This is a genomic window from Allokutzneria sp. NRRL B-24872 (genome assembly GCF_002155965.1).
Taxonomy (GTDB): domain Bacteria; phylum Actinomycetota; class Actinomycetes; order Mycobacteriales; family Pseudonocardiaceae; genus Allokutzneria.
In genome coordinates this window covers 68,003-90,895 of record NZ_MUMH01000028.1, presented here as the reverse complement: position 1 = coordinate 90,895, position 22,893 = coordinate 68,003, and the positions used below count along the sequence as shown (strand labels likewise).

26 protein-coding genes and 1 pseudogene are annotated in these 22,893 nt (G+C 69.5%); 14 read left to right on the top strand and 13 right to left on the bottom strand.

Going from position 1 to position 22,893, the window contains the following annotated elements; genetic code table 11:
• Together CCN37_RS39680 and CCN37_RS08595 are read left to right on the top strand one after the other, a co-directional pair.
• Positions 1-308, top strand: a pseudogene (locus tag CCN37_RS39680) (hypothetical protein); the annotation flags it as partial.
• Positions 309-310: 2 nt separating this feature from the next.
• The gene (locus tag CCN37_RS08595) at positions 311-1,033 is read left to right on the top strand and encodes an ESX secretion-associated protein EspG (RefSeq protein ID WP_168200575.1); all 723 of its coding nucleotides are present in this window, start codon (positions 311-313) and stop codon (positions 1,031-1,033) included.
• Here CCN37_RS08595 and CCN37_RS08590 read toward each other — a convergent pair.
• The 4 genes from CCN37_RS08590 to CCN37_RS08575 form a co-directional block, all read right to left on the bottom strand.
• The gene (locus CCN37_RS08590; RefSeq protein WP_086820138.1) at positions 1,008-2,051 is read right to left on the bottom strand and encodes a YihY/virulence factor BrkB family protein; all 1,044 of its coding nucleotides are present in this window, start codon (positions 2,049-2,051) and stop codon (positions 1,008-1,010) included. The two genes, CCN37_RS08595 and CCN37_RS08590, sit on opposite strands and share 26 nt — an antisense overlap.
• 36 nt (positions 2,052-2,087) lie before the next feature.
• Entirely contained in the window at positions 2,088-3,122 is a 1,035-nt protein-coding gene (trpS, locus tag CCN37_RS08585) for a tryptophan--tRNA ligase (RefSeq protein ID WP_086820137.1), read from the bottom strand.
• Positions 3,123-3,145: 23 nt separating this feature from the next.
• A complete protein-coding gene (locus CCN37_RS08580) occupies positions 3,146-3,391 on the bottom strand; it encodes a hypothetical protein (protein ID WP_086820136.1) in 246 nt (81 codons plus the stop codon).
• A gap of 201 nt (positions 3,392-3,592) precedes the next feature.
• Complete coding sequence (locus tag CCN37_RS08575) at positions 3,593-6,094, bottom strand: bifunctional FO biosynthesis protein CofGH (protein ID WP_086820135.1); 2,502 nt, start codon at positions 6,092-6,094, stop codon at positions 3,593-3,595.
• A 136-nt stretch (positions 6,095-6,230) separates the two neighbouring features.
• On the opposite strand from CCN37_RS08575, the gene CCN37_RS08570 reads away from it, so the two are divergent.
• Together CCN37_RS08570 and CCN37_RS08565 are read left to right on the top strand one after the other, a co-directional pair.
• Positions 6,231-6,827 (top strand): hypothetical protein, encoded by a 597-nt coding sequence (locus tag CCN37_RS08570; RefSeq protein ID WP_086820134.1) that lies wholly within the window; start codon positions 6,231-6,233, stop codon positions 6,825-6,827.
• A gap of 105 nt (positions 6,828-6,932) precedes the next feature.
• Positions 6,933-7,316 carry a hypothetical protein gene (locus CCN37_RS08565; RefSeq protein WP_143261495.1) on the top strand — a complete coding sequence of 128 codons (384 nt, stop codon included), beginning with the start codon at positions 6,933-6,935 and terminating at the stop codon, positions 7,314-7,316.
• Positions 7,317-7,364: 48 nt separating this feature from the next.
• On the opposite strand, the gene CCN37_RS08560 is transcribed toward CCN37_RS08565, so the two are convergent.
• From CCN37_RS08560 to CCN37_RS08530, 7 genes are all read right to left on the bottom strand, one after another.
• The gene (locus CCN37_RS08560; protein ID WP_086820132.1) at positions 7,365-8,171 is read right to left on the bottom strand and encodes an exodeoxyribonuclease III; all 807 of its coding nucleotides are present in this window, start codon (positions 8,169-8,171) and stop codon (positions 7,365-7,367) included.
• A 34-nt stretch (positions 8,172-8,205) separates the two neighbouring features.
• On the bottom strand, positions 8,206-8,682 hold the full coding sequence (locus tag CCN37_RS08555; protein WP_086820131.1) for a hypothetical protein: 477 nt from the start codon (positions 8,680-8,682) through the stop codon (positions 8,206-8,208).
• Between the two features lie 47 nt (positions 8,683-8,729).
• A complete protein-coding gene (locus tag CCN37_RS08550; protein WP_086820130.1) occupies positions 8,730-9,809 on the bottom strand; it encodes an ImmA/IrrE family metallo-endopeptidase in 1,080 nt (359 codons plus the stop codon).
• Positions 9,810-9,849: 40 nt separating this feature from the next.
• Positions 9,850-10,482: a LysE family translocator gene (locus tag CCN37_RS08545; protein ID WP_086820129.1), complete on the bottom strand. Its 633-nt coding sequence runs from the start codon at positions 10,480-10,482 to the stop codon at positions 9,850-9,852.
• 27 nt (positions 10,483-10,509) lie between these two features.
• The gene (locus tag CCN37_RS08540) at positions 10,510-10,824 is read right to left on the bottom strand and encodes a hypothetical protein (RefSeq protein ID WP_086820128.1); all 315 of its coding nucleotides are present in this window, start codon (positions 10,822-10,824) and stop codon (positions 10,510-10,512) included.
• 181 nt (positions 10,825-11,005) lie between these two features.
• Positions 11,006-12,223 (bottom strand): NADP-dependent isocitrate dehydrogenase, encoded by a 1,218-nt coding sequence (locus tag CCN37_RS08535; protein ID WP_086820127.1) that lies wholly within the window; start codon positions 12,221-12,223, stop codon positions 11,006-11,008.
• 114 nt (positions 12,224-12,337) lie between these two features.
• A complete protein-coding gene (locus tag CCN37_RS08530; protein ID WP_168200574.1) occupies positions 12,338-12,817 on the bottom strand; it encodes a MarR family winged helix-turn-helix transcriptional regulator in 480 nt (159 codons plus the stop codon).
• Between the two features lie 226 nt (positions 12,818-13,043).
• Here CCN37_RS08530 and CCN37_RS08525 point away from each other — a divergent pair, with 226 nt between their 5' ends.
• The 5 genes from CCN37_RS08525 to CCN37_RS08505 all read left to right on the top strand — a co-directional run bounded on the left by CCN37_RS08525 (position 13,044) and on the right by CCN37_RS08505 (position 17,588).
• A complete protein-coding gene (locus tag CCN37_RS08525) occupies positions 13,044-13,946 on the top strand; it encodes an ABC transporter ATP-binding protein (protein WP_086820126.1) in 903 nt (300 codons plus the stop codon).
• Entirely contained in the window at positions 13,943-14,683 is a 741-nt protein-coding gene (locus CCN37_RS08520) for an ABC transporter permease (RefSeq protein ID WP_086820125.1), read from the top strand. The genes CCN37_RS08525 and CCN37_RS08520 overlap by 4 nt, the downstream gene beginning before the upstream one ends.
• Positions 14,684-14,692: 9 nt before the next feature.
• Positions 14,693-15,934: a sensor histidine kinase gene (locus tag CCN37_RS41380; protein WP_246842896.1), complete on the top strand. Its 1,242-nt coding sequence runs from the start codon at positions 14,693-14,695 to the stop codon at positions 15,932-15,934.
• Positions 15,931-16,563 carry a response regulator transcription factor gene (locus CCN37_RS08510; RefSeq protein WP_086820124.1) on the top strand — a complete coding sequence of 211 codons (633 nt, stop codon included), beginning with the start codon at positions 15,931-15,933 and terminating at the stop codon, positions 16,561-16,563. The genes CCN37_RS41380 and CCN37_RS08510 overlap by 4 nt, the downstream gene beginning before the upstream one ends.
• Positions 16,564-16,751: 188 nt before the next feature.
• A complete protein-coding gene (locus CCN37_RS08505; RefSeq protein WP_086820123.1) occupies positions 16,752-17,588 on the top strand; it encodes a metal-dependent hydrolase in 837 nt (278 codons plus the stop codon).
• Here CCN37_RS08505 and CCN37_RS08500 read toward each other — a convergent pair whose 3' ends face one another.
• Positions 17,589-17,939: a nuclear transport factor 2 family protein gene (locus CCN37_RS08500; RefSeq protein ID WP_086820154.1), complete on the bottom strand. Its 351-nt coding sequence runs from the start codon at positions 17,937-17,939 to the stop codon at positions 17,589-17,591.
• Between CCN37_RS08500 and CCN37_RS08495 the strand changes: the two genes are divergently transcribed.
• Positions 17,925-18,350: a helix-turn-helix domain-containing protein gene (locus CCN37_RS08495; RefSeq protein ID WP_210407926.1), complete on the top strand. Its 426-nt coding sequence runs from the start codon at positions 17,925-17,927 to the stop codon at positions 18,348-18,350. The genes CCN37_RS08500 and CCN37_RS08495 overlap by 15 nt on opposite strands.
• Here CCN37_RS08495 and CCN37_RS08490 read toward each other — a convergent pair.
• Positions 18,321-18,977, bottom strand: a complete 657-nt coding sequence (locus CCN37_RS08490) for a TetR/AcrR family transcriptional regulator (RefSeq protein WP_246842894.1) — start codon at positions 18,975-18,977, stop codon at positions 18,321-18,323. The two genes, CCN37_RS08495 and CCN37_RS08490, sit on opposite strands and share 30 nt — an antisense overlap.
• Before the next feature lie 93 nt (positions 18,978-19,070).
• On the opposite strand from CCN37_RS08490, the gene CCN37_RS08485 reads away from it, so the two are divergent.
• The 4 genes from CCN37_RS08485 to CCN37_RS08470 all read left to right on the top strand — a co-directional run bounded on the left by CCN37_RS08485 (position 19,071) and on the right by CCN37_RS08470 (position 22,891).
• Complete coding sequence (locus CCN37_RS08485) at positions 19,071-20,045, top strand: medium chain dehydrogenase/reductase family protein (RefSeq protein WP_086820121.1); 975 nt, start codon at positions 19,071-19,073, stop codon at positions 20,043-20,045.
• A gap of 305 nt (positions 20,046-20,350) precedes the next feature.
• Positions 20,351-21,145 carry an ABC-2 family transporter protein gene (locus CCN37_RS08480; RefSeq protein ID WP_246842893.1) on the top strand — a complete coding sequence of 265 codons (795 nt, stop codon included), beginning with the start codon at positions 20,351-20,353 and terminating at the stop codon, positions 21,143-21,145.
• Positions 21,138-21,935, top strand: a complete 798-nt coding sequence (locus CCN37_RS08475; RefSeq protein WP_086820120.1) for an ABC transporter permease — start codon at positions 21,138-21,140, stop codon at positions 21,933-21,935. The genes CCN37_RS08480 and CCN37_RS08475 overlap by 8 nt, the downstream gene beginning before the upstream one ends.
• A complete protein-coding gene (locus tag CCN37_RS08470; RefSeq protein WP_086820119.1) occupies positions 21,932-22,891 on the top strand; it encodes an ATP-binding cassette domain-containing protein in 960 nt (319 codons plus the stop codon). Before CCN37_RS08475 ends, CCN37_RS08470 begins: the two co-directional genes overlap by 4 nt.
• Positions 22,892-22,893: the final 2 nt, after the last annotated feature.

Below are 22,893 nucleotides of genomic sequence, written 5' to 3'. Positions count from 1 at the left end.
GGGGCGGACTGGTCGGAGGCGGGCTGGTCGGCGGAAGTCCGGGCGGCCTCGGCGGAAGCGTGGGTGGCCCCGGCGGACATCCCGGCGCGGGGCCGGGGAGCGGCGGAGGAGCGCAGACGGCGGCGGGCAAGGGTGCCGCCGGAGCGGTGAAGCCAACGGGAACGCCTGGGCAGCAAGGGTTTCTGCAGCCGGCGAGCGGGGCTCAGCAGGCGGAGGACTCGGAGCACCAGCGGAAGTACTGGATTCCGGGCAGCGATCTCTTCGACGACGAACGCCTCGTCGCGCCACCGGTCATCGGTGAGGACTGAGCGTGGACGTGCGGCTGTCGGAGGTGGAACTGGACGTGCTGTGGGAGTCGGCGTGCCTGGGCGAGTTGCCGCTGGTCCTGGACGTCCCCTCCCCCGGCGCGACGCACGCCGAGCGCACGGAGGTGGTGCGGCGGACGTGGGCGGGGCTCGCGGAGCGGCGGGTGCCGACGGCGGCGGTGCAGGAGCGGTTGCGCGCGCTGGCGATGGGGCGTCGAGCCCTTGAGCTGAGGGCGTGGCTGGACGGCGAAGTCCGCGCCCTGCTCAGCTCGGAGGGGGACGCGGACGTCCTGGCGGTGCTGGCGCACGGCGGCTGCACGTTGCGGTCGCTTCCCTCAGCAGATCCGGTCGGCCGCATGGTGGCGGTGCTACCGGAAGCGCCTGCGGGGCGCGGGGTCTCGGTGAGCGTGCGGGTCGCGAGCTTCGAAGCGGCGGGGCGCAGTGCCCGGGGAACGGACATCGCGGAAGCACTGATCCGCGACGGCCTGCCGAGCGCGGACGCGCGCGTGCTCGTGTCCATGTGTGAAGGCATCACCCGCCGGGGTCAGTTCTGCGCGACGTGGCGGACTTCACAAGGCAGGCGGGAGCGAGCGCCACGAGTGGTGGGCTTCCACGACAACGACTCCGGCCGGTATCTGACGCTGCGAAGAGGCGACCACCTCACGGTCGCGCCAGCCGACTCCGCAGTGCTGGCGCGAGAGGTCAGCGGCCTGTTCTCCGGGACCTGAACAACCTGCCGACGAGCAGGCCCGCCGCAGCACCGGCGCCGACCAGCCCAGCGGCGGAACGCGGGCTCGGGCCGTCGTGGACCTCGACGATCGGCTGGATGACCGCAGGGGCCGGAGTCTTGTTCTCGCTCGGGGGCGGCGCGTTGTCGCGCGAGGTCGCAGTCCACGCCGCCGCGAACACCAGTAGGCGAGCCACCAGGTTCACGAAGATGAACAAACCGAGGATGGAGCCGAACACGGCGCCGGTCGTCGACTTGGTGACCTGGCCGAGGTAGAGGGCACCGGCCTGCTTGAGGATCTCGAAGCCGACAGCGCCGAAGATCGCCCCGCGCATGGCGCTGCGCCACGTGACCGGCTTGCGGGGCAGCTTCGCCAGCACCCACAGGAAGACCAGCCAGTTCGCGCCGAGGGACAGCACGATGCTCAGCGCCCGGATCAACACCTGCGCCCAGCCCTGGTCAGCGAGGCCGACCCACCCGAGCACTATCTGCGCCATGCCGCTGCCCGCGACGGTGATACCGAAGGAGACCAGCAGCGCGACACCGAGGCTGACCAGGGCCAGCAGGTCCTTGAACAGCGTCTTGAAGAACGGCAGCTCCGGGCGGGCGAGCCCCCACTGCGCGGTCAGCGCGTCACGGAGGCTGACCATCCAGCTGTAGCCGGAGTACAGCGCGACGACGAAACCGATGTACCCCACGGTCTGCCGCGAATCGAGCACGGTGCCGAGGATCTTGTCCACGGAGTCGTTCGCCCCGCCGGGCAGCGCCTCGACGATCTTCAATTTCAGCTGCGCCAACAGCACGGCGTCGCCTTCGAGGATCACACCGGCGACGGAGAAGGCGACCATCAGCAGCGGCACGATCGCGAGGATCGAGAAGTAGGTGATGGCCGCCGCGTAGTGATCGCCGTAGTTGTCCACGTAGCGACCGCCGGAGCGGACGAGATGGTCCAGCCAGCGGCGTTGTTCCCGCTGGCGCTCGAACCACGACTGCTTGGTCTGCTCCGCAACCTCGGCCACGACCGGAAGTTACCCCGGCGGGGTGACCGCCGCAGATCAGCCCGCCGGAGGGAGGAATCCGATCCGCTTGTACGCGGCCTCCAACGTCCTGGACGCCACCTCGCGGGCCCGCTCTGCACCGCCCAGCAGGATCTTGTCCAGCTCCGCGGGGTCGTCGAGGTAGCCGCGGACCTTCTCGCGCACCGGCGTCACGAAGTCGGTGACCACGTCGGCGAGATCCTTCTTGAGATCGCCGTAGCCCTTGCCCTCGTAGTCAGCTTCCAGTGCGGAAACCGAGCGTCCGGTCAGCGCCGAGTAGATCACCAGGAGGTTGCTGATCCCCGGCTTCTTCTCGGTGTCGTAGCGGATCTCGCGCTCCAGGTCGGTCACGGCGGAGCGGATCTTCTTCGCGGAGACCTTGGGCTCGTCCAGCAGCTCGACCACACCCGCGGGCACCGACTTGCTCATCTTCGAGGTCGGGTCCTGCAGGTCGTAGATCTTCGCGGTGTCCTTGACGATGTGCGGCTCCGGCAGCACGAAGGTCTTGCCGTAGCGGGAGTTGAACCGCTGCGCCAGGTCCCTGGTCAGCTCCAGGTGCTGCCGCTGGTCCTCACCGACCGGCACCTCGTTCGCCCGGTACACCAGGATGTCGGCCGCCTGCAGGATCGGGTAGGTGAAGAGGCCGACGCCGACGTGGTCAGCCGCCTGGCGGGCGGACTTGTCCTTGAACTGGGTCATCCGGCTGGCCTCGCCGAAGCCGGTCAGGCACTGCATCACCCAGCCCAGCTGAGCGTGCTCGGGCACGTGGCTCTGCACGAACAGCGTGGAGCGCGCGGGGTCGATGCCGAGGGCGAGCAGCTGGGCCGCGGACACCCTGGTGCGCTGGCGCAGCTTCTTGGGGTCCTGCTCGACGGTGATCGCGTGCAGGTCGACGACGCAGTAGAAGGCCTCGTGGGTGTCCTGCATGGCGACCCACTGCCGCAACGCGCCCAGGTAGTTGCCGAGGTGGAACGAGTCGGCGGTCGGCTGGATGCCGGAGAGCACGCGCGGCTTGCGAGCGGGCTGGTCCTGGGTTTGCGTCGGGCTTGCCACGGGAACGATTCTCGCAGAAGCGCTCAGCGGGGAGCCGCGGTTCCCGCCATCTCGGGCTCGCGGCGCTCGTTGGCGGGGTCGATGACCGCGACGGTCTTCTTGCGGCGGACGATGCCCAGCAGCAGGCCACCGATGCCGAGGCCGACCGCGGTGATCGGCACCAGGCTCGCCGAGAGCCCGGGCGCGGCGAGGCTCATCTGCGCGCCCTGTGCGGACGCCTCGGTCGAGGCGAGAACGCTGACCAGCGCCGCTGCGGGCACGGTGGACAAACGCGCTGCACGTCTAGCGATCCGGCTGCGCAACTCAAGTGCCTCCTAGACGGAGGTTCCCCGCCCTTGTGGGGGAAACCAGGACACGGCCGAGAAACTACCCAACGCGCCGCGCCGATGTGGAGAGGTGTCAGGCAACGCGTTGGTAACGGCGGCTGAGCGTAGCGGTCACGGTTTCAGCGCGTGTCACCCCCATTTGGATCATGAATGCAGATAGGTGGTGGTACGCTCTCGCGCCCTCCGGCCGACCGAGGCCGCGATCCGCTCCAGCTGCTCGACCGTGCGCGCCGAGCCGTGCTCCGAGCCGGCCATCCGGCTGATCGTCTCCTCCATCAGCGTCCCGCCGAGGTCGTTGGCGCCGCCGCGGAGCATGTGCGCGGTGCCCTCGTCGCCGAGCTTGACCCACGAGCACTGGATGTTGGGGATGCGGCCGTGCAGCGCGAGCCGGGCCATCGCGTGCACCGCGCGGTTGTCGCGCAGCGTCGGTCCCGGGCGGGCCAGTCCGGCGAGGTAGATCGGCGCGCTGCGGTGCACGAACGGCAGCGGCACGAACTCGGTGAACCCGCCTGTGTCGTCTTGGATGCGTGCCAGCGTGCGCAGGTGCCCGAGCCAGTGGCCGGGGTGGTCGACGTGGCCGTACATCATGGTGGAGCTGGAGCGGATGCCGAGCCGGTGCGCCGTGCTGACGACCTCGATCCAGGTCTTCGCGGGCAGCTTTCCCTTGGTCAGCACCCAACGGACCTCGTCGTCCAGGATCTCCGCCGCTGTGCCGGGGATCGTGTCCAGCCCGGCGTCCCGCAGGTCGGTCAGCCACTCCTCGACGCTGACCCCGGCCTTGGCGGCACCGCTGACGATCTCCATGGGGCTGAAGGCGTGCACGTGCATCGACGGCACCCTGGCCTTGATGGCGCGCACCAGGTCCGCGTAGCCGGTCACCGGCAGCCTCGGGTCGATTCCGCCCTGGATGCAGACCTCGGTGGCGCCCGCCTCGTGGGCCTCCTGCGCGCGGTCGGCGACCTCCTCGGCGGAGAGCCGGAAGGCGTCGGCGTCGCGCTCGCGCTGGGCGAACGCGCAGAAGCGGCAGCCGGCGTAGCAGACGTTGGAGAAGTTGATGTTCCGGTTCACCACGTAGGTGATGTCGTCGCCGACGACGCGCGCGCGGAGCTGGTCGGCGAGCTTGGCCAGCTCCTCCAGCGCGGGACCTTCGGCGGTGAACAACGCAAGCGCCGCAAAGGAATTGGCTTCGTCGAGCAGAGCGGCTGGGTCGGACTCGGCGAGCTTCAGCCCGGCGCGCACGTCGCCGTCCAGCCGCTCGGGAGCGGCGATGACGGGCAGCTCGTCCCAGTCGCCGTAGACGTTGTCGAAGTCCGTCCGCCGGTCCTCCGTGCGGCCTTCGGTGTCGATGCTGGTGTGCAGATCGGTGCGCCCACTGGATTCCAGGCCGCCGTCGGGCTCCTGCCAGTCGCTGCCGATCGGGATCGCGCCCTCTCGCGCGAGGCCGTCCGATTCCGCAAGCGCCGCAACGTGTCCGGCCACGCGCAGGTCGATCCACGGCGCTCCGGCCCTGACGTAGCGCGGATAGACGGTGAGCCGTTCGCGGAGTGCGAATCCCGCCGCCCCGGTGCGCGCGGCGAGCGCGTCGATGTGCGGCCACGGGCGCTCCGGGTTGACGTGGTCCGGGGTGATCGGCGAGACCCCGCCCCAGTCGTCGATTCCCGCGCGCAGCAACAGTTCGTGCTCTTCGCCGATGAGATTGGGCGGCGCCTGCACGCTGACGCCGGGGCTGAGCAGCAGGCGCGCCACGGCGACTGTCGCGGCCAGCTCGTGCAGGTCCGCGTCCGGCATGCCGCGCATCGCCGTGTCCGGCTTGGCGCGGAAGTTCTGCACGATGACTTCCTGGATGTGGCCGTACTGGCGCGAGCTGCGCCGGATCGCCAGCAACGACTCGGCGCGCTCGGTCAGGTTCTCCCCGATGCCGATCAGAATGCCCGTGGTGAAAGGAACTCCGACGCGCCCGGCGTCGGTGAGCACCTGGAGCCGGACGGCGGGTTCCTTGTCCGGGCTGCCGTAGTGCGGGCCGCCCTGCTCGCTCCACAGCCGCGTCGCGGTGGTCTCCAGCATCATGCCCATGCTGGGCGAGACCGGCTTGAGGCGCTGGAACTCCTCCCAGCTCAGGACTCCGGGGTTGAGGTGCGGCAGCAGCCCGGTCTCCTCCAGCACCGCGACCGCCACCGAGCGCAGGTAGTCCACAGTGGACGAATAGCCGCGCGCGTCGAGCCACTCGCGGGCCTGCGGCCAGCGCTCCTCCGGCCGGTCGCCGAGGGTGAACAGCGCCTCCTTGCACCCGGCCGCCGCGCCCTCGCGAGCGATCGCGAGCACTTCGTCGCGTTCGAGGAAGGCCGCGGGCACGCGGTGCGGCACCGTCGCGAACGTGCAGTAGTGGCAGCGGTCCCGGCAGAGCCTGGTGAGCGGGATGAACACCTTGCGGCTGTAGGTGACCACACCGGTGCGCCCCTCGGCCGCGAGGTGCGCGTCGCGGACCGTGCCCGCGGCGGCCAGCAGCTCGTCGAGGTGCGCACCGCGCGCCGAGAGCAGCACGGCGGCCTCGGTGACGTCGAGGGCGGCGCCGTCCCGCGCCCTGCGCAGCGCCCGCCGAACGGCCGCGTCGGTGGGTGCGTGCAGGTGCCCCTGAGTTTCGCTCACCTTCTCACCCTAGGTTCGACCACCGACGTTCACGCTGGGCCGGAAGCGGTTTTTTTCCCTGCGATGATCACCACTTCAGCTCAATCCGGTGCGTCGTCCTCGCCCGGCGGGCGGCACTGGGGCAGAGTCGAGAGGTGTGACGGAGACCGCACTCTTCCGCAGACTGGCCAGGGAGACCCCTCGTGGCTGGTCGCGGCTGCGCTTCGAGCTGGACGTGTTCCGGGACGACGTCAGGGACCGCCGCCAGCGGATCGAGCTGACCCGCGACGGCTCGGTGCGGCTGGCGGACTGGACGGACGACGACTGGGTGGAGCGCGAGCCCGGCGAGGACATGCTCGAACCACGGCTCGGCGTGCCGATGTGGGACAGCTACCACGGTCCCTCGCTGCTGGCGCCGCGCGAGCTGGCGGACGGCTTCGGCTGGTCGTGGCCCGGCGAGGACCCGGAAACGCTGCCAGGTCCCTTACGGTTCAAGCACCTCGCGGTGATCAGCTCCGGCGGCAGGAAGATGCTGGACGCGGTGGTCCAGCCGACCGACGACTACGACCCGCTGTGCCCGTGCTGCCCCCTGCTCGACGGTGCGCGCGGACACGTGCAGCAGCCCCCGCACAAACCGGCCAAGCGCTTCACCGTGCGGTTGGACATCGCGACCGGCGTGTGCGTGATCGCCCGCCCGCTGGACCGGCACGTCGGTTACGGCCACGTTCTGCGCCGCTTCGAGGTCGACCCGTAATCGAGGGACATCCGTCCGCATTCCCCATTGCATCAACGAATTCAGCCGACGGCCGCTGCTATCGTTTCAGACAACCCTGCCGAACAAGCTCTAGGGATTATCGAAATGACGAGCAGATTCAACCTGCGCCCATTGGGTGCGATGACGGCCATCGCCGCGGTTCTGGTCACTGGACTCGTGGCGCCCGGCACCGCGTCGGCCACCGCGTCCGGCTGCAACGGCGATGTGTGCATCAAGGTCGTCGGCGACCGCACGCACACCGATTCGGCGACCGTCACCTACCGGGGCAACGAGAACCGGGACTGGGTCTTCGTCCTGGACAAGTGGGACGGGTCGTTCACGCAGACCAAGGTCGGCGGCAACGGGACCGCCCACACGTGGACCACGAGCGACGTGAGCTTCCCGGACGGGAAGGTCTGCGGCAAGGTGCGGCAGCCGTTCGGCAGCGCCGTCCCCGGCTACCCGTGCGTGGACATCAACTACTGGTGACTTCATTCCCGGGCGGTTCTCCCGGAGCCGCCCGGGAACTCCACTCGACTACGGGAAGTCGTAGGTGATGGTCACCGGAGAATGGTCGGACCAGCGCGCCGCATAGGTCTCCGCGCGCTCGATCCGCGCTTCCTTGACCCGCTCCGCCAATCCTGACGTGGCGATCTGGTAATCGATCCGCCACCCTGAGTCGTTGTCGAACGCCTTTCCCCGGTAGGACCACCACGAGTACGGCCCAGGACCTTCCGGGTGCGCCTTGCGGAATGCGTCCACGTAGCCCGCCTCGTTGAAGACGCGGTCCATCCACGCGCGCTCTTCGGGCAGGAACCCGGATTCCTTCTGGTTGCCCTTCCAGTTCTTCAGGTCGATCTCGCGGTGGGCGATGTTCCAGTCGCCGCACACCACGACCTCGCGCTTCTGCCGCTTCGCCGCGCGCTTGCGCTTCGCCAGGTAGGGCAGGAACGCCTCCATGAAACGCTCCTTCTCGTCCTGGCGCGGCGTGCCCACGTCCCCGCTCGGCAGGTAGAGGCTGGCCACCGTCAGGCCCGGCAGGTCCACCTCGATGTAGCGCCCGCTGCTGTCGAACTCCTTGGCACCGAAGCCGATCCGCACCGCCTCCGGCTGCTGCCTGGTCAGGATCGAGACGCCGTTGCGCCCCTTCTGGTCGCTGTGGGCGTGCACGACGTGCCAGCCCTCCGGCTCGCGCACCTCGGCGGGCATCTGCCCAGGTTCGGCCCTGGTCTCCTGCAGGCAGACGACCTCGGCGGAGGTGGCCGCCAGCCATTCGACGAGGCCGTTCTCCTTCTTCGCGGCCGCGCGGATTCCGTTGACGTTCACCGTGGAGACAGTCAGCACGCGGCGAGCCTAACCCCGGCCCCCGACACCACGTTCAGGCGAGCAGCCCCGCCTTGGCCGCCCACTCCTCGAAACCGTTCTCCTTGAACGGGTACCTCGCCCCACTGCCGATCAGCTGGTTGACGAGCGCGTTGGCGCTGCACAAGCTCGACCGGCCAGCCTTGATGCCCTCGGCGATCACCCACAGGCTTCCGTGGACGGTCAGACCGCGCTCCCGCGCCGTCCGCCGAGCTCCACCGTCGTCGATCACCGTGACCCCGCCGTGGACGTCGGCCCAGGCGCAGACCGTCGCCTCTCCAAGATCACGACGCCCAGCGCTGAGATGTTCCGCCCAGGTCAGCAGGGCACGGATCTCGTCCGGCTCGTCGATGTGCACTGTCTCCAGCCATTTCTGTCGCACGACGAGACCGTTGCGCTGCATCTCCTTCACGACCGTGGCGGTGGTGATGTTGCGCCACGGTGACGCAGCGGGTCCGTGAGCGAGGTCGCCGAGCACATCGAGCCGGTTCACATCAGCAGCGTGGTGCAGCGCCGAAGCGTCCTAGATCAGGACCATGTTCACGGTGTCTCGTCCTCGGGGACGAAAGGCAGGTCCTTCTTGCTGGTGACTGCGCCGTGCAGTAGTTCCAGCGCACGGTTTCCGCTGATCAGCGACCGCTCGTACGCCTGGAGCACGGCCCGCTTCCAGTAAGGACCGGTCGCGCCGTTCTTGAGGTCCGCCTCAGGGGCGACACCGAGTTCGGCGAGGAAGTCGCCCAACATCGGGCACCGCGGTCGGAGGACGCGCGCATCGGTGGAGTCGATCAAGCCCAGTTCGCGCGCACGCTGCACGGCGACGGACCAGGAGACTCTGTAGAGGCCGGCGATCCGGAGCAACGCGCGCCAGGGCTCTTCGCCCGCTGACCGCCACTCCAGGCGAACATCCGCATCGGGAAGAAGGAAGGAACGGGCGAAGGTGTCGATGAGGGCCTCTCGGTCATCGCGGCTCCCACCGACGTCTGAGTTGTACGCGTCACCGAGCAGGTGGTGCCCCAGTTCGTGCGCTGCGGTGAACCGGCGGCGACCGGGGTCCGCTTGGCCGCCGATGACCGCCGCTCCCAGGCTGAAGGGCTCGTCGATGAGCATCGAGGCGCCGTCGACATCGCGGTCGACCACCAGCAGGTACAGGCCGAAGCGCTCGGTGACCTCGGACAGCGAGGGCAGCGGCCCACGGACGATCCCTAGGTGCTCGCGCGCAGCAGCGGCAAGTTTGTTCGGTTCCACGAGGTCGAAGGACACCGCTGGCTCGCCGATCAGTCCCCACTTCGCCATGTAGGCGACATCGGCGGCGTGGGTTTCCAGGTCGACGTCGAGGCGCCAAACGGTGCGCGCGGCGGCGTCAGGGTCATCGGCGAGGCGTTGTCTGCGGGAGACGACAGGGGCGGGCGACTCACGGAGGAAGTAGGTCAGCGGAACGTCGAACAGCTCCGACAGCGCCGCCAGCTCCAATGCCGAGATCTTGCGTTGCCCGGCCTCCAGGCGCACCACCGAGGAGCGGTCGATGTCGAGCGCCCCGGCGACCTCGTCCTGGGTGCGCTGCGAACCGACCCGTGCGGAACGGATGCGTTCACCGATACGAGCCCACGCCTCACCAGCCATAGTGCGATTTTCTCACACCGGGACCGGTCGCGTCACCGGGTCAGGACTGCTCGGTCAGGGCGAGGCGGACGCCGAGGGCGAGGAAGACGGTCGCGGTCACCCGCTGCCGCCACTGGTGGAAGCGGTGGTTCCGGTTGAGCCGGGCGGTCAGCGCGCCGGCGGCGACGGAGAGCACGCAGTCGGTCAGCACTCCGACGACAGCGAGGACGAGGCCGAGCACGAGGAACTGGAGCACCACCCACCCGCGCTCGGGGTGCACGAACTGCGGGAGGAAGGCGAGGAAGAACAGCGCTGTCTTCGGGTTGAGCACCCCGGCGAGCACGGCGCTGGTGAACACCTTGCTGCCGGGAGGCTCCGGCGGGGCGGCCGCAAGAGGGCGGGAGCCGTCCTGCCACGCGCGCCAGGCCAGGTGAACCAGGTACGCGGCGCCGAGGTACTTGAGGACGGAGAACGCGACGGCGGAGCCCGCGAGCAGCGCGGAGAGCCCGATCGCGGCGGCGGCCGTGTGCACGAGGGTGCCGACGCTGAGGCCGAGCGTGGTCAGCACGCCCGCGCGCCGGCCACCGTTCGCGGTGCGCACGAGCACGAGGGCCTGAGCGGGCCCCGGTACGAGGACGAGCGCGAAGCACGCGGCGACGTAGGTCGCCATGGTCGTGCCGTCGAAGGGGGACATGGCCTCACCATGTCACGCGAGCCCTGGTCAGCGGCAGGTGTTGAGCTTGTCCGGGCTGAGGAACTGGTCGGCCACCCAGCGCTCGTTGCCGAGCTTGCGGAAGCCGTTGTCCAGCTCGACGGTGCCCGGGGTGAGCGCGTCCCTGCGGAGCTTGACCGCGACCGGGTACTGGGTGCTCGGGCCGGTTCTGACGTTGAGCAGGTCGGCGGTGACCTTGAAGTCGCAGCGCTGCACGCCGCCGACGAGTTCTGGGGCTTGGGGCGCGGCGCCCATGTTGGACAGCACGATGAAGCCCGCGACGGCGGCGCCGATGAGCAGTAGTGGACGCAGGAACAGGAACACGGTCCCTCCAAGATCGGCCCCGATGCCTGCTCCTGGTATATCGCCCCCTTCCTGAGCTGCGAAGACCTGCGCGCGAAGTGCACCCGAGGAACCCGATGGCTCCACCCGTTGGGGGCAGCGGCCGCACAACGCGTGAGGGCCGCCCCCAACCGGGGACGGCCCTCACACAGGAGAAGAAGGATCAGGCCATCTTCTTCTGCAGGTTCTCATCCAGCGAGGCCAGGAACTCCTCGGTGGTCTGCCACGGCTGGTCCTTGCCGATCAGCAGGGCCAGGTCCTTGGTCATCTTGCCGCTCTCGACGGTCTCGATGACCACGCGCTCCAGCGAGTTGGCGAAGCCGATCACCTCGGGGGTGTTGTCCAGCTTGCCGCGGTGCGCGAGGCCCCGGGTCCAGGCGTAGATGGACGCGATCGGGTTGGTGGAGGTCGGCTTGCCCGCCTGGTGCTGGCGGTAGTGCCGGGTCACCGTGCCGTGCGCGGCCTCGGCCTCGACGGTCTTGCCGTCCGGGGTCATCAGCACGGAGGTCATCAGGCCGAGCGAGCCGAAGCCCTGGGCGACGGTGTCGGACTGCACGTCACCGTCGTAGTTCTTGCACGCCCAGACGTAGCCGCCCTCCCACTTCATGGCCGCGGCGACCATGTCGTCGATGAGGCGGTGCTCGTAGGTCAGGCCCTTGGCGTCGAAGTCGGCCTTGAACTCGGCGTCGAAGATCTCCTGGAACACGTCCTTGAACATGCCGTCGTAGGCCTTGAGGATCGTGTTCTTGGTCGACATGTAGACCGGGTAGTTGCGCTGCAGGCCGTAGCTGAACGACGCGCGCGCGAAGTCCTCGATCGACTTGCGGTAGTTGTACATCGACAGGGCGACACCGCCGCCCTCCGGGTACTGCGCGACCTCGAACTCCATCGGCTCGGAGCCGTCGGCCGGCTGGAAGGTCACGGTCAGCGTGCCCGGGCCGGGGACCTTGAAGTCGGTCGCCTTGTACTGGTCGCCGTGGGCGTGGCGGCCGATGATGATCGGCTGCGTCCAGCCCGGCACCAGGCGCGGGATGTTGGAGATGATGATCGGCTCGCGGAAGACGACGCCACCCAGAATGTTGCGGATGGTGCCGTTCGGGCTGCGCCACATCTTCTTCAGGCCGAACTCCTCGACCCGCGCCTCGTCCGGCGTGATGGTGGCGCACTTGACGCCGACGCCGTGGCGCTTGATGGCGTTCGCCGAGTCGATGGTGACCTGGTCGTCCGTGGCGTCCCGGTGCTCCATGCCCAGGTCGTAGTACTCGAGGTTCACGTCGAGGTACGGGTGGACCAGCTTGTCCTTGATGAACTGCCAGATGATCCGGGTCATCTCGTCGCCGTCGAGCTCGACGACAGTGCCTTGGACCTTGATCTTGCTCATACGGCGGAGCGCTCCTCTCGCGACGGTGCAAGCGGGACAAGCGTACTGCTATGCGCGCCCACCGCCTGACCCGGCCAGTGTGATGCTGGCCGCTTCCCGACTGCCAGGCGAGTTCTAGCTCCTGGATTCAGCGCGGTAGAGCCGCACCATCTCGGTCACGCCGTCGGTGACGCCGCGCAGGAAGTCGTGGATCAGCCGCAGCTCCTGCTCGCCGCAGCCCTCCAGCCCGCGCAGCATCAGCTCGCGCAGCGGCGCGAACGCCCGCGCGGTCTCGGCCTCGCGCCTTCCCGTGGAGACGACGAAAACGCGCCTGCGGTCGCTGGGGTCGCGGCGGCGCTCGATGAAGTCGGCCTTCTCCAGCCGGTCGAGCAGCGCGGTGACCGCGGAGGTGCTGAGGCCGGTGATCTCGGCGAGCTTGCCCGCGGTCAGGTTCTCCTCGTCGCGCGCCAGGTCGAGGCACTTGATGTCGGTCGCGCCGAGCCCGAAGCGGTCGGCTATCGCCTGGTGCATGAGCAGCCCCCTGGAGGCGCTGTCCCGCATGACCCCTTCCAGCTCGGCGAGCAGCTCCGCGCGCGAGGACGCACCGCCTGACATCGACCCTCCCGACCCAAATGCTTCGATCCATCGAGATATCCGACTCGTAGGACCATCGTAGCGACCGAGGGGGTTCGGATGAAGCAGGACCACACACCCGTGTTGGGTGCACGGTCCCGGCTCGCCGAGCATCAACCGAACGGTGGATTCGCGGTCAGCCGGCACCGCCCGACACCGGGGCCGCGCGGTCGATTCGCCCAGCTCAGCGGCGCCGCAAGCTAGTGGCATGTCCATCATCGAAGTGAGCGGCCTCGGGAAGCGCTACGGCGACCACGTGGCGCTGCGCGATGTCTCCTTCTCCGTCGAGGAGGGCGAGATCTTCGGCATCCTCGGCCCCAACGGCGCGGGCAAGACGACCGCCGTGGAGTGCGTGGAAGGCTTGCGGCGCCCCGATTCCGGCACGATCCGCGTGCTCGGGCTTGACCCGACCAAGGACGAGCGCGAGCTGCGCCAAGCCGTCGGGGTCCAGCTCCAGCAGGCCCAGCTGCCCGAACTGATCAAGGTGTGGGAGGCGCTCGAGCTCTACGCCTCCTTCTACCGCGACCCGCGCGACTGGCGGGAACTGTTGGAGCAGTGGGGATTGGCGGACAAGCGCAACGCTCGCTTCTCCGCGCTCTCCGGCGGCCAGAAGCAGCGGCTGTTCATCGCGCTGGCCCTGGTCGGCAAGCCCAAGGTCGCGTTCCTGGACGAGCTGACCACCGGGCTCGACCCGCAGGCGCGGCGGGCCACCTGGAAGCTGATCTCGGAGATGCGCGCGACGGGGGTGACGGTCGTGCTGGTCAGCCACTTCATGGACGAGGTGGAGGCGCTGTGCGACCGCGTCGCGATCTTCGACAAGGGCCGCGTGGTCGCGCTGGACACGCCGACGGGGCTGGTCGACAGCACGTTCTCCGAGCGGCGGCTGCGGTTCCGGCCGGTCGCGGCCTTCGACGAGAACGCCCTCGCGCGGCTACCGGGGGTGCGCGAGGTCGTTCGGACGAGGTCCGAGGTGGTGGTGACCGGGACCGGCGGGTTCGCCGATGAGGTGACCGGCCTGCTCGCCAGGGAGCACGTGCTCGTCGCGGACCTGCGGCTGGACCAGCCGACGCTGGACGAGGCGTACGTGACGCTGACCGGAGGAGACGAGTGAACGGCTTGGGCAAGCTCACCCTGATCGAGGCGAAGTTGTTCCTGCGGGACAAGATCTCGCCGCTGTTCGCCCTGGTGCTACCGGTGTTCCTGCTGCTGGCGATCGGGTTGCAGTTCCAGGGCGACGGGGGGCCGCCGGACCTGGAGGGGTTGAACGCGGCGTACTTCGTCGCGTCGATCGCGCTGGCGCTCGCACTGGCGACGCTGTCCTTCAACACGCTGCCGAGCTACCTGGCGGCCTACCGGGAGAAGGGGGTCCTGCGCAGGTTGCGCGCGACGCCCGTGCACCCGGCGATGGTGCTGATCGCGCAGATCATCGTGGGGGCGAGCACCGCGCTGGTGTCCACGGCCGTGGTGGTCGGCGTCGGGCACCTCGCGCTCGGCATCCCGCTGCCGTCGAACGTCCTGGCGTTCGCGGGAACGCTCGCGCTGAGCATCGCCGCGCTGTTCTCGGTCGGTCTGGTGGTTGCCGCGCTCGCGCCGACGACCCGTGCGGCGACGGCGGCCGGGATGATGCTGTTCTTCCCCAGCATGTTCCTCGGCGGGGTCTGGACGCCGAAGGAGGCGATGCCGTCCTGGCTGGCCACGATCGGCGACTTCACGCCCTTGGGGGCGGCGTTGCAGGGGCTGCGCGACACTTGGTCGGGCGTCGGCCTCCAGCCGTTGCACGCGATGGTGCTGGCCGGTATCGCCGTGGTGCTGGGATCAGTGGCAGCCGCCCTGTTCCGTTGGGAGTAGGTGGGCGCGGTGGGCAAGGCGCAGTTCTGGGAGAAGTACGGCGGGCGGGTGCTCGTCGTGATCGGCTACGCCGCGCTCGCCCTGTCCACCGCGCTGTGGACGTTGATCGACGACCGCAAGGACCAAGCGCCGCTGCTGTTCGCCTTGATCGCGGTGGCGGCGCTGTGGCTGCTCGTCGGGACGCTGCTGCGGACCCAGCCGGGCTTCTCGCCCCGGCGCAACACCACCGGCTGGCTGGCGGGGCGGCCCGTGCTCGGGCTGGTGTTCTACTGCGGGTTGCTCGCGTCGGTCTTCTCTCTGGTGTCGACATCGCCGATCTTCTCGATCTTCGGCGCGCTCGGCTACCCGTACGCGTACGCGCTGTTCCCGGCGCACTGGGCGGTCTTCGCGGTCGGGGTGACCTCGATCGGCGGGCTCACCGCGCAGACCGGACTGACCGCGTTCCCGACGACCTCACCGTTCATCGTGCTGGTGAACGTGGCGATTCCGCTGGCCTTCGCGGGGTGGGCAGCGGGCGGGGAGAGCCAGAAGCGGCAGGACGCGATCAACGAGCTGACCGAGGTCAACGAACAGCTCGAAGCCGCGATGCGGGTGAACGCGGGGTTGCAGGCCCAGTTGCTGGAGCAGGCGCGCGAGGCCGGGGTGACCGAGGAGCGGCAACGGATGGCGCGCGAGATCCACGACACCATCGCGCAGGGGCTGACCGGCATCATCACCCAACTCCAGGCCGCCGACGGCGATCCGGCTCAGCAACGGCGACACCTGGACAACGCGGCGACGCTGGCGCGGGAGAGCCTGCGCGAGGCGCGGCGCTCCGTGCACGCCATTCGCCCGGAAGCGCTGGAGTCCGCCCGCCTGTCCGACGCGCTCGGCGACGTCGTGCGGCAGTGGTCGAAGATCAACGGGGTGGCCGCCGAGTTCACCTCGACCGGCACCGCTCGCCCGCTGCACGCCGATGTCGAGGTGGCGCTGCTGCGCACGGCCCAGGAAGCGCTGGCCAATGTGGCCAAGCACGCGCGCGCCGATCGGATCGGGTTGACGTTGTCGTACATGGAAGACGTGGTGACCTTGGACGTGCGGGACGACGGCGTCGGGTTCTTGTCCACTGTGGACAGTTCCGGGTTCGGGTTCACGTCGATGCGGCAGCGGGTCGAAGGGCTCTCCGGGACACTGGCCATCGAATCCGAGCCCGGCTCCGGCACCGCGGTCTCCGCGACCGTTCCGGCGATTCCCGTTGGAGGACAGCCTTGATCACAGTGCTGATCGTCGACGACCACCCGGTGGTGCGCGACGGGCTGCGCGGCATGTTCACCGGCGACGCGCGCTTCGAGGTCGTCGGTGAAGCCGCTGACGGGGCCGAGGCGGTCACCCTGGTCACGGCGCTGGACCCGGACGTCGCGCTGATGGACCTGCGGATGCCCGGCACCGACGGCGTGACCGCGATCCGCACGATCGCCGAGCGGCGGCTGCGGACGCGGGTCCTGGTGCTGACCACCTACGACACCGACGCCGACGTGCTGCCCGCGATCGAGGCGGGCGCGACCGGCTACCTCCTCAAGGACGCGCCCAAGTCCGAGCTGTTCCGCGCCGTCGAGGCCGCCGCGCGGGGCGAGGCCGTGCTGGCGCCCGCCATCGCCACCAAGCTGCTCAGCCAGGTCCGCTCCCCCGCCAAGGAACCGCTGACCCAGCGCGAACTCGAAGTGCTCGGCCTGATCGCGCTCGGCATGACCAACCGCGAGGCCGCCGCCAAGCTGTTCATCAGCGAGGCCACCGTGAAGACGCACCTGCTGCACGTCTACGCCAAGCTCGGCGTCAACGACCGCGCCGCCGCCGTCGCCACCGCCTACGAGCTCGGCCTCATCACCCCCGGCCGCCGTTAAGCCCTGAATGACTCATTGATGTGGTTAGACGGACTGAACGAGTCATTCAGCACGTGGAGCCACCTCAATGACTCGTTCAGCACGTTCAACCAAACGAACGAGTCATTGAGGTGATGGGGACGGCCTCCCCCGGCGAGGGGAAGATCGCATAGCCTCTCGCGCAGCGGACGATCTTCAGGGGGCGCGGGATGTCGATGGGGCCGACGCACGCCATCAGTGGGCTGGCGGCGTGGAGCGGGGTCGCGGTGCTGGGCGCCGCGTACGACTTCGGCGCGTTCACCGCGCCCGCGATCGTGGTGGGCGGGGCGCTGGCGACGGGGGCGGCGCTGCTGCCGGACCTGGACCACCCCAGCTCCACGGTGGCGCGCACGTTCGGGCCGATCAGCAAGAGCATGTCGGCGGGGATCAACTGGCTCAGCCACAAGATCTACCGGGGCACCCGCACGAAGAAGGACTCCAACCGGCACGGCGGGCACCGCGGTTTCACGCACACGATCGTCTTCGCGGTCCTCGCCGGGCTCGCGACGACGGCGCTGATCCAGCTCAGCAACACCTACGCGCTGCCGTTCGTGATGTTCTTCTTCTGCGGTTTGGCGGTGCGCGGGCTGCTGCACGAGTGGCACCCGAAGCGCGACGCGATGACGATCGCGCTGACCTCGGCGGGGTTGTCGCTGCTGTGCTGGCAGTGGGTGAACGGGGCGCCGGAGCTGGCGGGGGCGTGCGGGCTGGCGGTGGCGATCGGCTGCGTGGCGCACTTCATCGGCGACGCGATCACCGAGATGGGCTGCCCGATGCTGTGGCCGGTGCCGATCGCGGGCAAGACCTGGTACCCGGTGGCGCCGCCGAAGATCCTGCGGATGAAGACCGGCGGCACGGTCGAGAACATGATCGTGCTGCCCCTGTTCAGCCTGCTGGCGCTGTGGTTGTCGGTCGCCGCGCTGCAGAGCACGGGCGTGATGCCCTGGCTCGGCGTCGACCTGCTGCCGTGGGACACCACGCCCGTGGAGGGCATCGCCAAGCAGTAGTCAGGCCGTGCCGAACGGGTTGTCGATCACGTAGCGCCACACGCCGTCCGGGCCCCGGCGAGCGACGTCGGTCGCCGTGCCGCGCACGTCACCGATGCTCCAGTCGACGATGAGCAGGGCGATGTCGCCCGCGACGTAGGCGTGCCGCGGCCGGACCTCGATGGGCTCCCCGAGCGCGAGCATCTTCTCGTTGGCGCGCTTGCGATCCAGGCCGGTCGTCGGGGTGCCCGGGCCGTCGACGAACACCCCGTCGGGCTCGTACAAGGCGTCAACGGCGGAGCTCGAAGCTGAGTTGAACGCCTCCCGGAACTGCTCGGGAAGGCGCACACTTGGCATGTGGTCAGTAGTCATGAAACCAGCGAAGCGGAGCGTCTCGTCGGTCACCAAACGGAAACTGACGCCGAGCTGGTCCCGGACGCGCGAGGACGCACGGACAAGCCGGAGTCGACGTGCCCGGTCGAAGTCGCGCTCGCGGCGATCTCCGGCAGGTGGGCGACGCTCGTGCTGCGCGAGCTGATGCACGGCCCATGCTCGTTCGGCGAGCTGCGCGGCCGGTTGCCGACGCTGACCGCGAAGGTGCTGACCGATCGGCTCGGCGAGTTGGTCGCTCAGGGACTCGTCGCGAAAGTCCGCCTGTCGGGCTTCCCCGTGCGCACGAGCTACCGGTTGACCGACGCTGGCATGGAACTGCGGCCGCTACTGATCGCCTTGTACAGCACGGGATCACGAGTGCTAGCCGCGCTCGCCCCACGCGACGAGTGACTCCACCTCGGCCTTGAAGACCAGCTCGGGGTCGACTCCGGTCAGCGTGAACTGGCCGGTGACTTCGAGGCTGATCACCCCGTGCAGGCGAGTCCACACGGTGATTCCCCAGTGGAGCTGCTTGGGCGTGAGGTCGCCGGTCTGCATCTTCTCGCCCCACGCGCCGAGCTGGCGGTAGAGCGTCGAGCGCCGGTTCGCGTGCTCCGGGTCTTCGCCGACGGTCGCGAGCACGGCGGTCATAGAGCGGTGCGCAGCGGCCAGGGTCTCGATCGGCGCCTCGTACCCGGGCACCGGCGTCCCGAAGAGCAGCAGGTAGCGGTGCGGCTGCGTGATCGCCCACTCGCGCATGGCGGTGGCGAGCGCGCGCATCTGCGTGGCGTTCGCGGCTCGGTGGGTGACCGCCGCCTGCATGGTGTCCGCGAGGTCGTTGTACGCGTCCTCGATCAGGGCCGTGAGCAGCGCGTCCCGGTTCGCGAAGTACCGGTAGAGGGCGGGTCCGGTGACGCCCATGCGCTTGGCGATGGCGTTGACGGAGATCCCGCCCGGCCCGGCCTCGGCCAGCTGCTCCAGCGCGATGCGCTTCGCCTCGTCCCGCGTCTGCTCGCGGTAGCGCTGCCTGCGGTCCACCTCGACCACCTCCCTTGACAACGCGACCCTAACAGGCTCAAGCTTTAGTTAGAAGCTCTAACGCTTGTAATAAGCATTCACAGGAGGCGGACCATGGAGATCGTGCTCACCGGCAAGGGCGGCCCGGAGATGCTGCGCGTCGCGGAGGGCTCGAAGCCGCGCGCGGGCAAGGGGCAGCTCCTCGTCCGCACGGAAGCCACCGGCGTGAGCTTCGCCGAGGTGCAGATGCTGCGCGGCCGCTACCCGATGCAGCCGAAGTTCCCGTTCGTGCCCGGCTACGACCTGGTCGGCCGGGTGGTCGGCACCGACCAGCGCGTCGTGGCGCTGACGAGAACGGGCGCGTGGCGCGACGAAGTGGTGGTCCCCGCCAAGATCGCGGTCCCGATCTCCGAGGACGTCGACCCCGGTCTGGTCGCCGCCGTGGCGATGAACGGCGTGACCGCATGGGAGATGCTGCACGTCACCGCCAAGGTCCGCGCGGGCCAGACCGTCCTCGTGCACGGTGCGGCGGGCGGCGTCGGCAGCCTCCTCGTGCAGCTCGCGCGCCTCGCCGGTGCCCGCGTCATCGGCACGGCTTCGGCGGGCAAGCACGAGCTGTTGCGCTCACTTGGCGCCGAGCCCGTCGACTACCGCAAGGGCGATGTCGTCGCACAGGTGCGCGCGCTCGCTCCGAACGGCGTGGACGCCGTGTTCGACCACGTGGGCGGCAAGAGCCTCGACGAGTCGTGGAGCTTGCTCGCGCCCGGCGGTGTGCTGGCTAACTACGGCTCCGCAGGCACGCTGCACGACTCCGGGCACCCGTTGCGACCTTACGTCGGCACCGTGCGACGGCTCGCGTGGTGGCAGCTGCGCAGGCTTGTCGGGCTGACCGGCGGGCGTCGCGCCTCGATGTACTACGTCAAGCCCGGCCCCGGTTTCGCCAAGGCGCTGACCGAGGTGTTGCGCCTGGTCGCCTCCGGCTCCCTCACCCCGCACATCGACCGCCGCTTGCCCCTGGCCGACGCCGCCAAGGCGCTCACCCTCCTCAGCACCGGCCAGGCCACCGGCAAGATCGTCCTCGAAGCGTGAACGCACCAAACGACCCGTTCAGTGCGCTCAACGCACCGAACGGGACGTTGGCGCCGCGCGGGGAGCCGTGTACCCAATGTGGACACTTTGGGCGATGAACGGGGTTTCACCCACTGCGTGAACGTGGCTTGCCGCTCGCCACCGCGATGGGCAACGCTTGAAGTGGGGGGTCCCCCAGCGTGCGAAAGCCACCCTCGCCCGACCGCTCGAAGCTCGGCCGCTCCCGAGCTCGGCCACCCGAAGCTCGACCGCCCCGACGCCGACCGTCCAAAAAGGAGTTGCGGTCGGGGCTAGCGTGGATTCTCGTGCGCGCGTTGATCGGGTGCTATCCACACCTCGCCGTCGCCGGATTCCACCGCTACTCCACCTACCGTTCGGCCGCTGTCGCGGCCCTGACCACCAATTCCGCCTTCGGCCTCATGCGCATCGCGGTCCTCTTCGGCGTGCTCGGCGCCCGCCAGGAGGTCGCGGGCTACGACGCGGGCAGCATCGCCAGCTACGTGTGGCTCGGCCAAGGGCTGCTCGGCGTGATCATGCTGTGGGGCGGGCACGAGCTCGCCGACCGGGTCCGCAGCGGAGACGTCGCGATCGACCTCTCCCGGCCGTGGAACCTCCAGTTCGCCCTGCTCGCCGAGGAGTTCGGCCGGGCCGGGTTCGCCGTGCTGATCAGGTTCGTCCCGCCGATGCTGATCGGCTCGCTGCTGTTCGACCTCCGCTGGCCCCAACGAACACAGACCTGGGCGTTGTTCGCGCTCAGCGTCGTCCTGGCCGTCGCGATGAGCTTCGCGATGCGCTTCCTGTTGAGCCTCAGCGCTTTCTGGTTGCTGGACGCGCGCGGGATCACCGCGATGTACGGCATCCTCGGCGGCATCGTGTCGGGGCTGACCGTGCCGCTGGCGTTCTTCCCCGACTGGGCGCAGGACGCGCTCTGGTGGACGCCCTTCCCCTCCTTGCTGCAGAACACGATCGACGTGTTCATCGAGCGCGGCGACCCGCTACCGCTGCTCGCCCACCAAGCGCTGTGGACGGTCGTGCTGCTCGTGGTCGGCCAGTTCGTGCAGCGCGCGGCCGAGCGGAAGCTGGTGATCCAGGGTGGCTGACCGCGTCTACCTCAGCATCCTGGGCTCGCGTTTCCGCTCCCAGCTCTCCTACCGCACCTCGTTCCTGCTGGACTTCGTCGCGCAGATGCTCGGCCAAGCGGGCGAGCTGATCGTCATCCTCGTGCTCTTCGGGCGAGCCACCGAACTCGGCGGCTTCGCCGCGCACGAGGTGCTGATCATGTACGGCATCGCGGGCGTGGGCTTCGGGCTCGCCGACCTCTTCGTCGGCCAGCTCGACGAGCTGCCCCGGCTGATCAAGACCGGGCAGCTGGACGTGCTCCTGCTGCGCCCGCTCAGCACCCTCGCGCAGGTCGTCACCGGCGACATCCAGCTGCGCCGGGTCGGCCGGATCGCCGCCGCGCTGGGGGTTCTCATCTACGTCTTGTCCACTTCGGACATCGCGTGGAGCGTCCCCAAGCTGCTGCTCGCCGTCACCGCCCCGCTCGTCGGCGCGGTGATCTTCGGGGCTATCTGGGTCGTCGCGTGCTCGATCTGCTTCTGGATCGTGGACGGCCGCGAACTGGCCAACGCGGTCACCTACGGCAGCAACATGTTCAGCTCCTACCCGATCACCGTCTACCCGCCGTGGCTGCGCCGTGTGCTGGCCTTCGTCATCCCGGGCGCGTTCGTCGCCTACTACCCGGCGCTCGCGCTGCTCGACCGGCCCGATCCCCTTGGCGCACCGGCATTCCTGGGATGGTGCTCGCCACTGATCGCGCTCGCCGCCGCCGGGGTCGCCGGGCTCGTCTGGCGCTTCGCCGTCCGCCACTACCAAGGAACAGGATCATGAGCGCCCTCATCGTGGCGGACGGGCTCCGCCGCAGCTTCACCATCTCCCACCGAGCCGGTTTCCTGCGCAGGCGCCGCACCGAGGTGGTCGCGGTCGACGCGGTGAGCTTCACAGTTGACCGGGGCGAGGCGGTCGGCTACGTCGGCCCCAACGGCGCGGGGAAGTCCACAACGATCAAGATGCTGACCGGCATCCTCACCCCCTCCTCGGGCTCAGCCACGGTCTGCGGTCTCGATCCGGCGAAGGAGCGGCGCGCGCTCGCCGCCCGCATCGGCGTGGTGTTCGGCCAGCGCAGCCAACTGTGGTGGGACCTGCCGCTCGCGGAGAGCTTCGAGTTGCTGCGCTCGATCTACCGCGTGCCGCGCGAGCGCTACCGCGAACGCCTCGCCGAGTGCGTCGAACTCCTTGAGCTGACGCCGTTTCTCGCCACACCGGTGCGCCAGCTCTCCCTGGGGCAGCGGATGCGCGGCGAGGTCACCGCGGCGCTGCTGCACGACCCGGAGCTGCTGGTGCTCGACGAGCCGACGATCGGGCTCGACCTGGAGTCCAAGGAGCGGCTGCGCACCTTCCTCGCCGACCTCAACCGGCGCGGCACCACGCTGCTGCTGACCACGCACGACCTCGACGACATCGAGCGCCTGTGCGGGCGGTTGATGGTGATCGACCACGGGCGGGTGCTCGCGGACGGGCCGCTGAGCGAGCTGCGCGCCGAGGTCGTCACCGAGCGGACCCTGGTCGTGGACCTGACCGAGCCGCAGCCGCCGCTGACCGGGCTGCCAGGTGTCCGCGAGGTGCGCACCGAGCTGGACGGACTGCGCCAGCACCTCGTCTTCGGACGCTCGGACACCACGGCGGCGGCGCTGATCTCGGCTCTTGTCGACCGCGTCGCCGTGCACGACGTGTCCGTGGCCGAGCCGGAGATCGAGGAATTGATCAGACGTTTGTACGCGCGCTGACG

What these genes read in the sequence shown, in the direction of transcription:
- CCN37_RS08470 (WP_086820119.1), top strand. Translation starts at nt 21,932, where the DNA reads ATGAGCGCCCTCATCGTGGCGGACGGGCTCCGCCGCAGCTTCACCATC.
- CCN37_RS08545 (WP_086820129.1), bottom strand. Translation starts at nt 10,482, where the DNA reads ATGTCCCCCTTCGACGGCACGACCATGGCGACCTACGTCGCCGCGTGC.
- CCN37_RS08530 (WP_168200574.1), bottom strand. Translation starts at nt 12,817, where the DNA reads ATGTCAGGCGGTGCGTCCTCGCGCGCGGAGCTGCTCGCCGAGCTGGAA.
- CCN37_RS08485 (WP_086820121.1), top strand. Translation starts at nt 19,071, where the DNA reads ATGGAGATCGTGCTCACCGGCAAGGGCGGCCCGGAGATGCTGCGCGTC.
- CCN37_RS08505 (WP_086820123.1), top strand. Translation starts at nt 16,752, where the DNA reads ATGTCGATGGGGCCGACGCACGCCATCAGTGGGCTGGCGGCGTGGAGC.
- CCN37_RS08550 (WP_086820130.1), bottom strand. Translation starts at nt 9,809, where the DNA reads ATGGCTGGTGAGGCGTGGGCTCGTATCGGTGAACGCATCCGTTCCGCA.
- CCN37_RS08565 (WP_143261495.1), top strand. Translation starts at nt 6,933, where the DNA reads ATGACGAGCAGATTCAACCTGCGCCCATTGGGTGCGATGACGGCCATC.
- CCN37_RS08525 (WP_086820126.1), top strand. Translation starts at nt 13,044, where the DNA reads ATGTCCATCATCGAAGTGAGCGGCCTCGGGAAGCGCTACGGCGACCAC.
- CCN37_RS08535 (WP_086820127.1), bottom strand. Translation starts at nt 12,223, where the DNA reads ATGAGCAAGATCAAGGTCCAAGGCACTGTCGTCGAGCTCGACGGCGAC.
- CCN37_RS08500 (WP_086820154.1), bottom strand. Translation starts at nt 17,939, where the DNA reads ATGACTACTGACCACATGCCAAGTGTGCGCCTTCCCGAGCAGTTCCGG.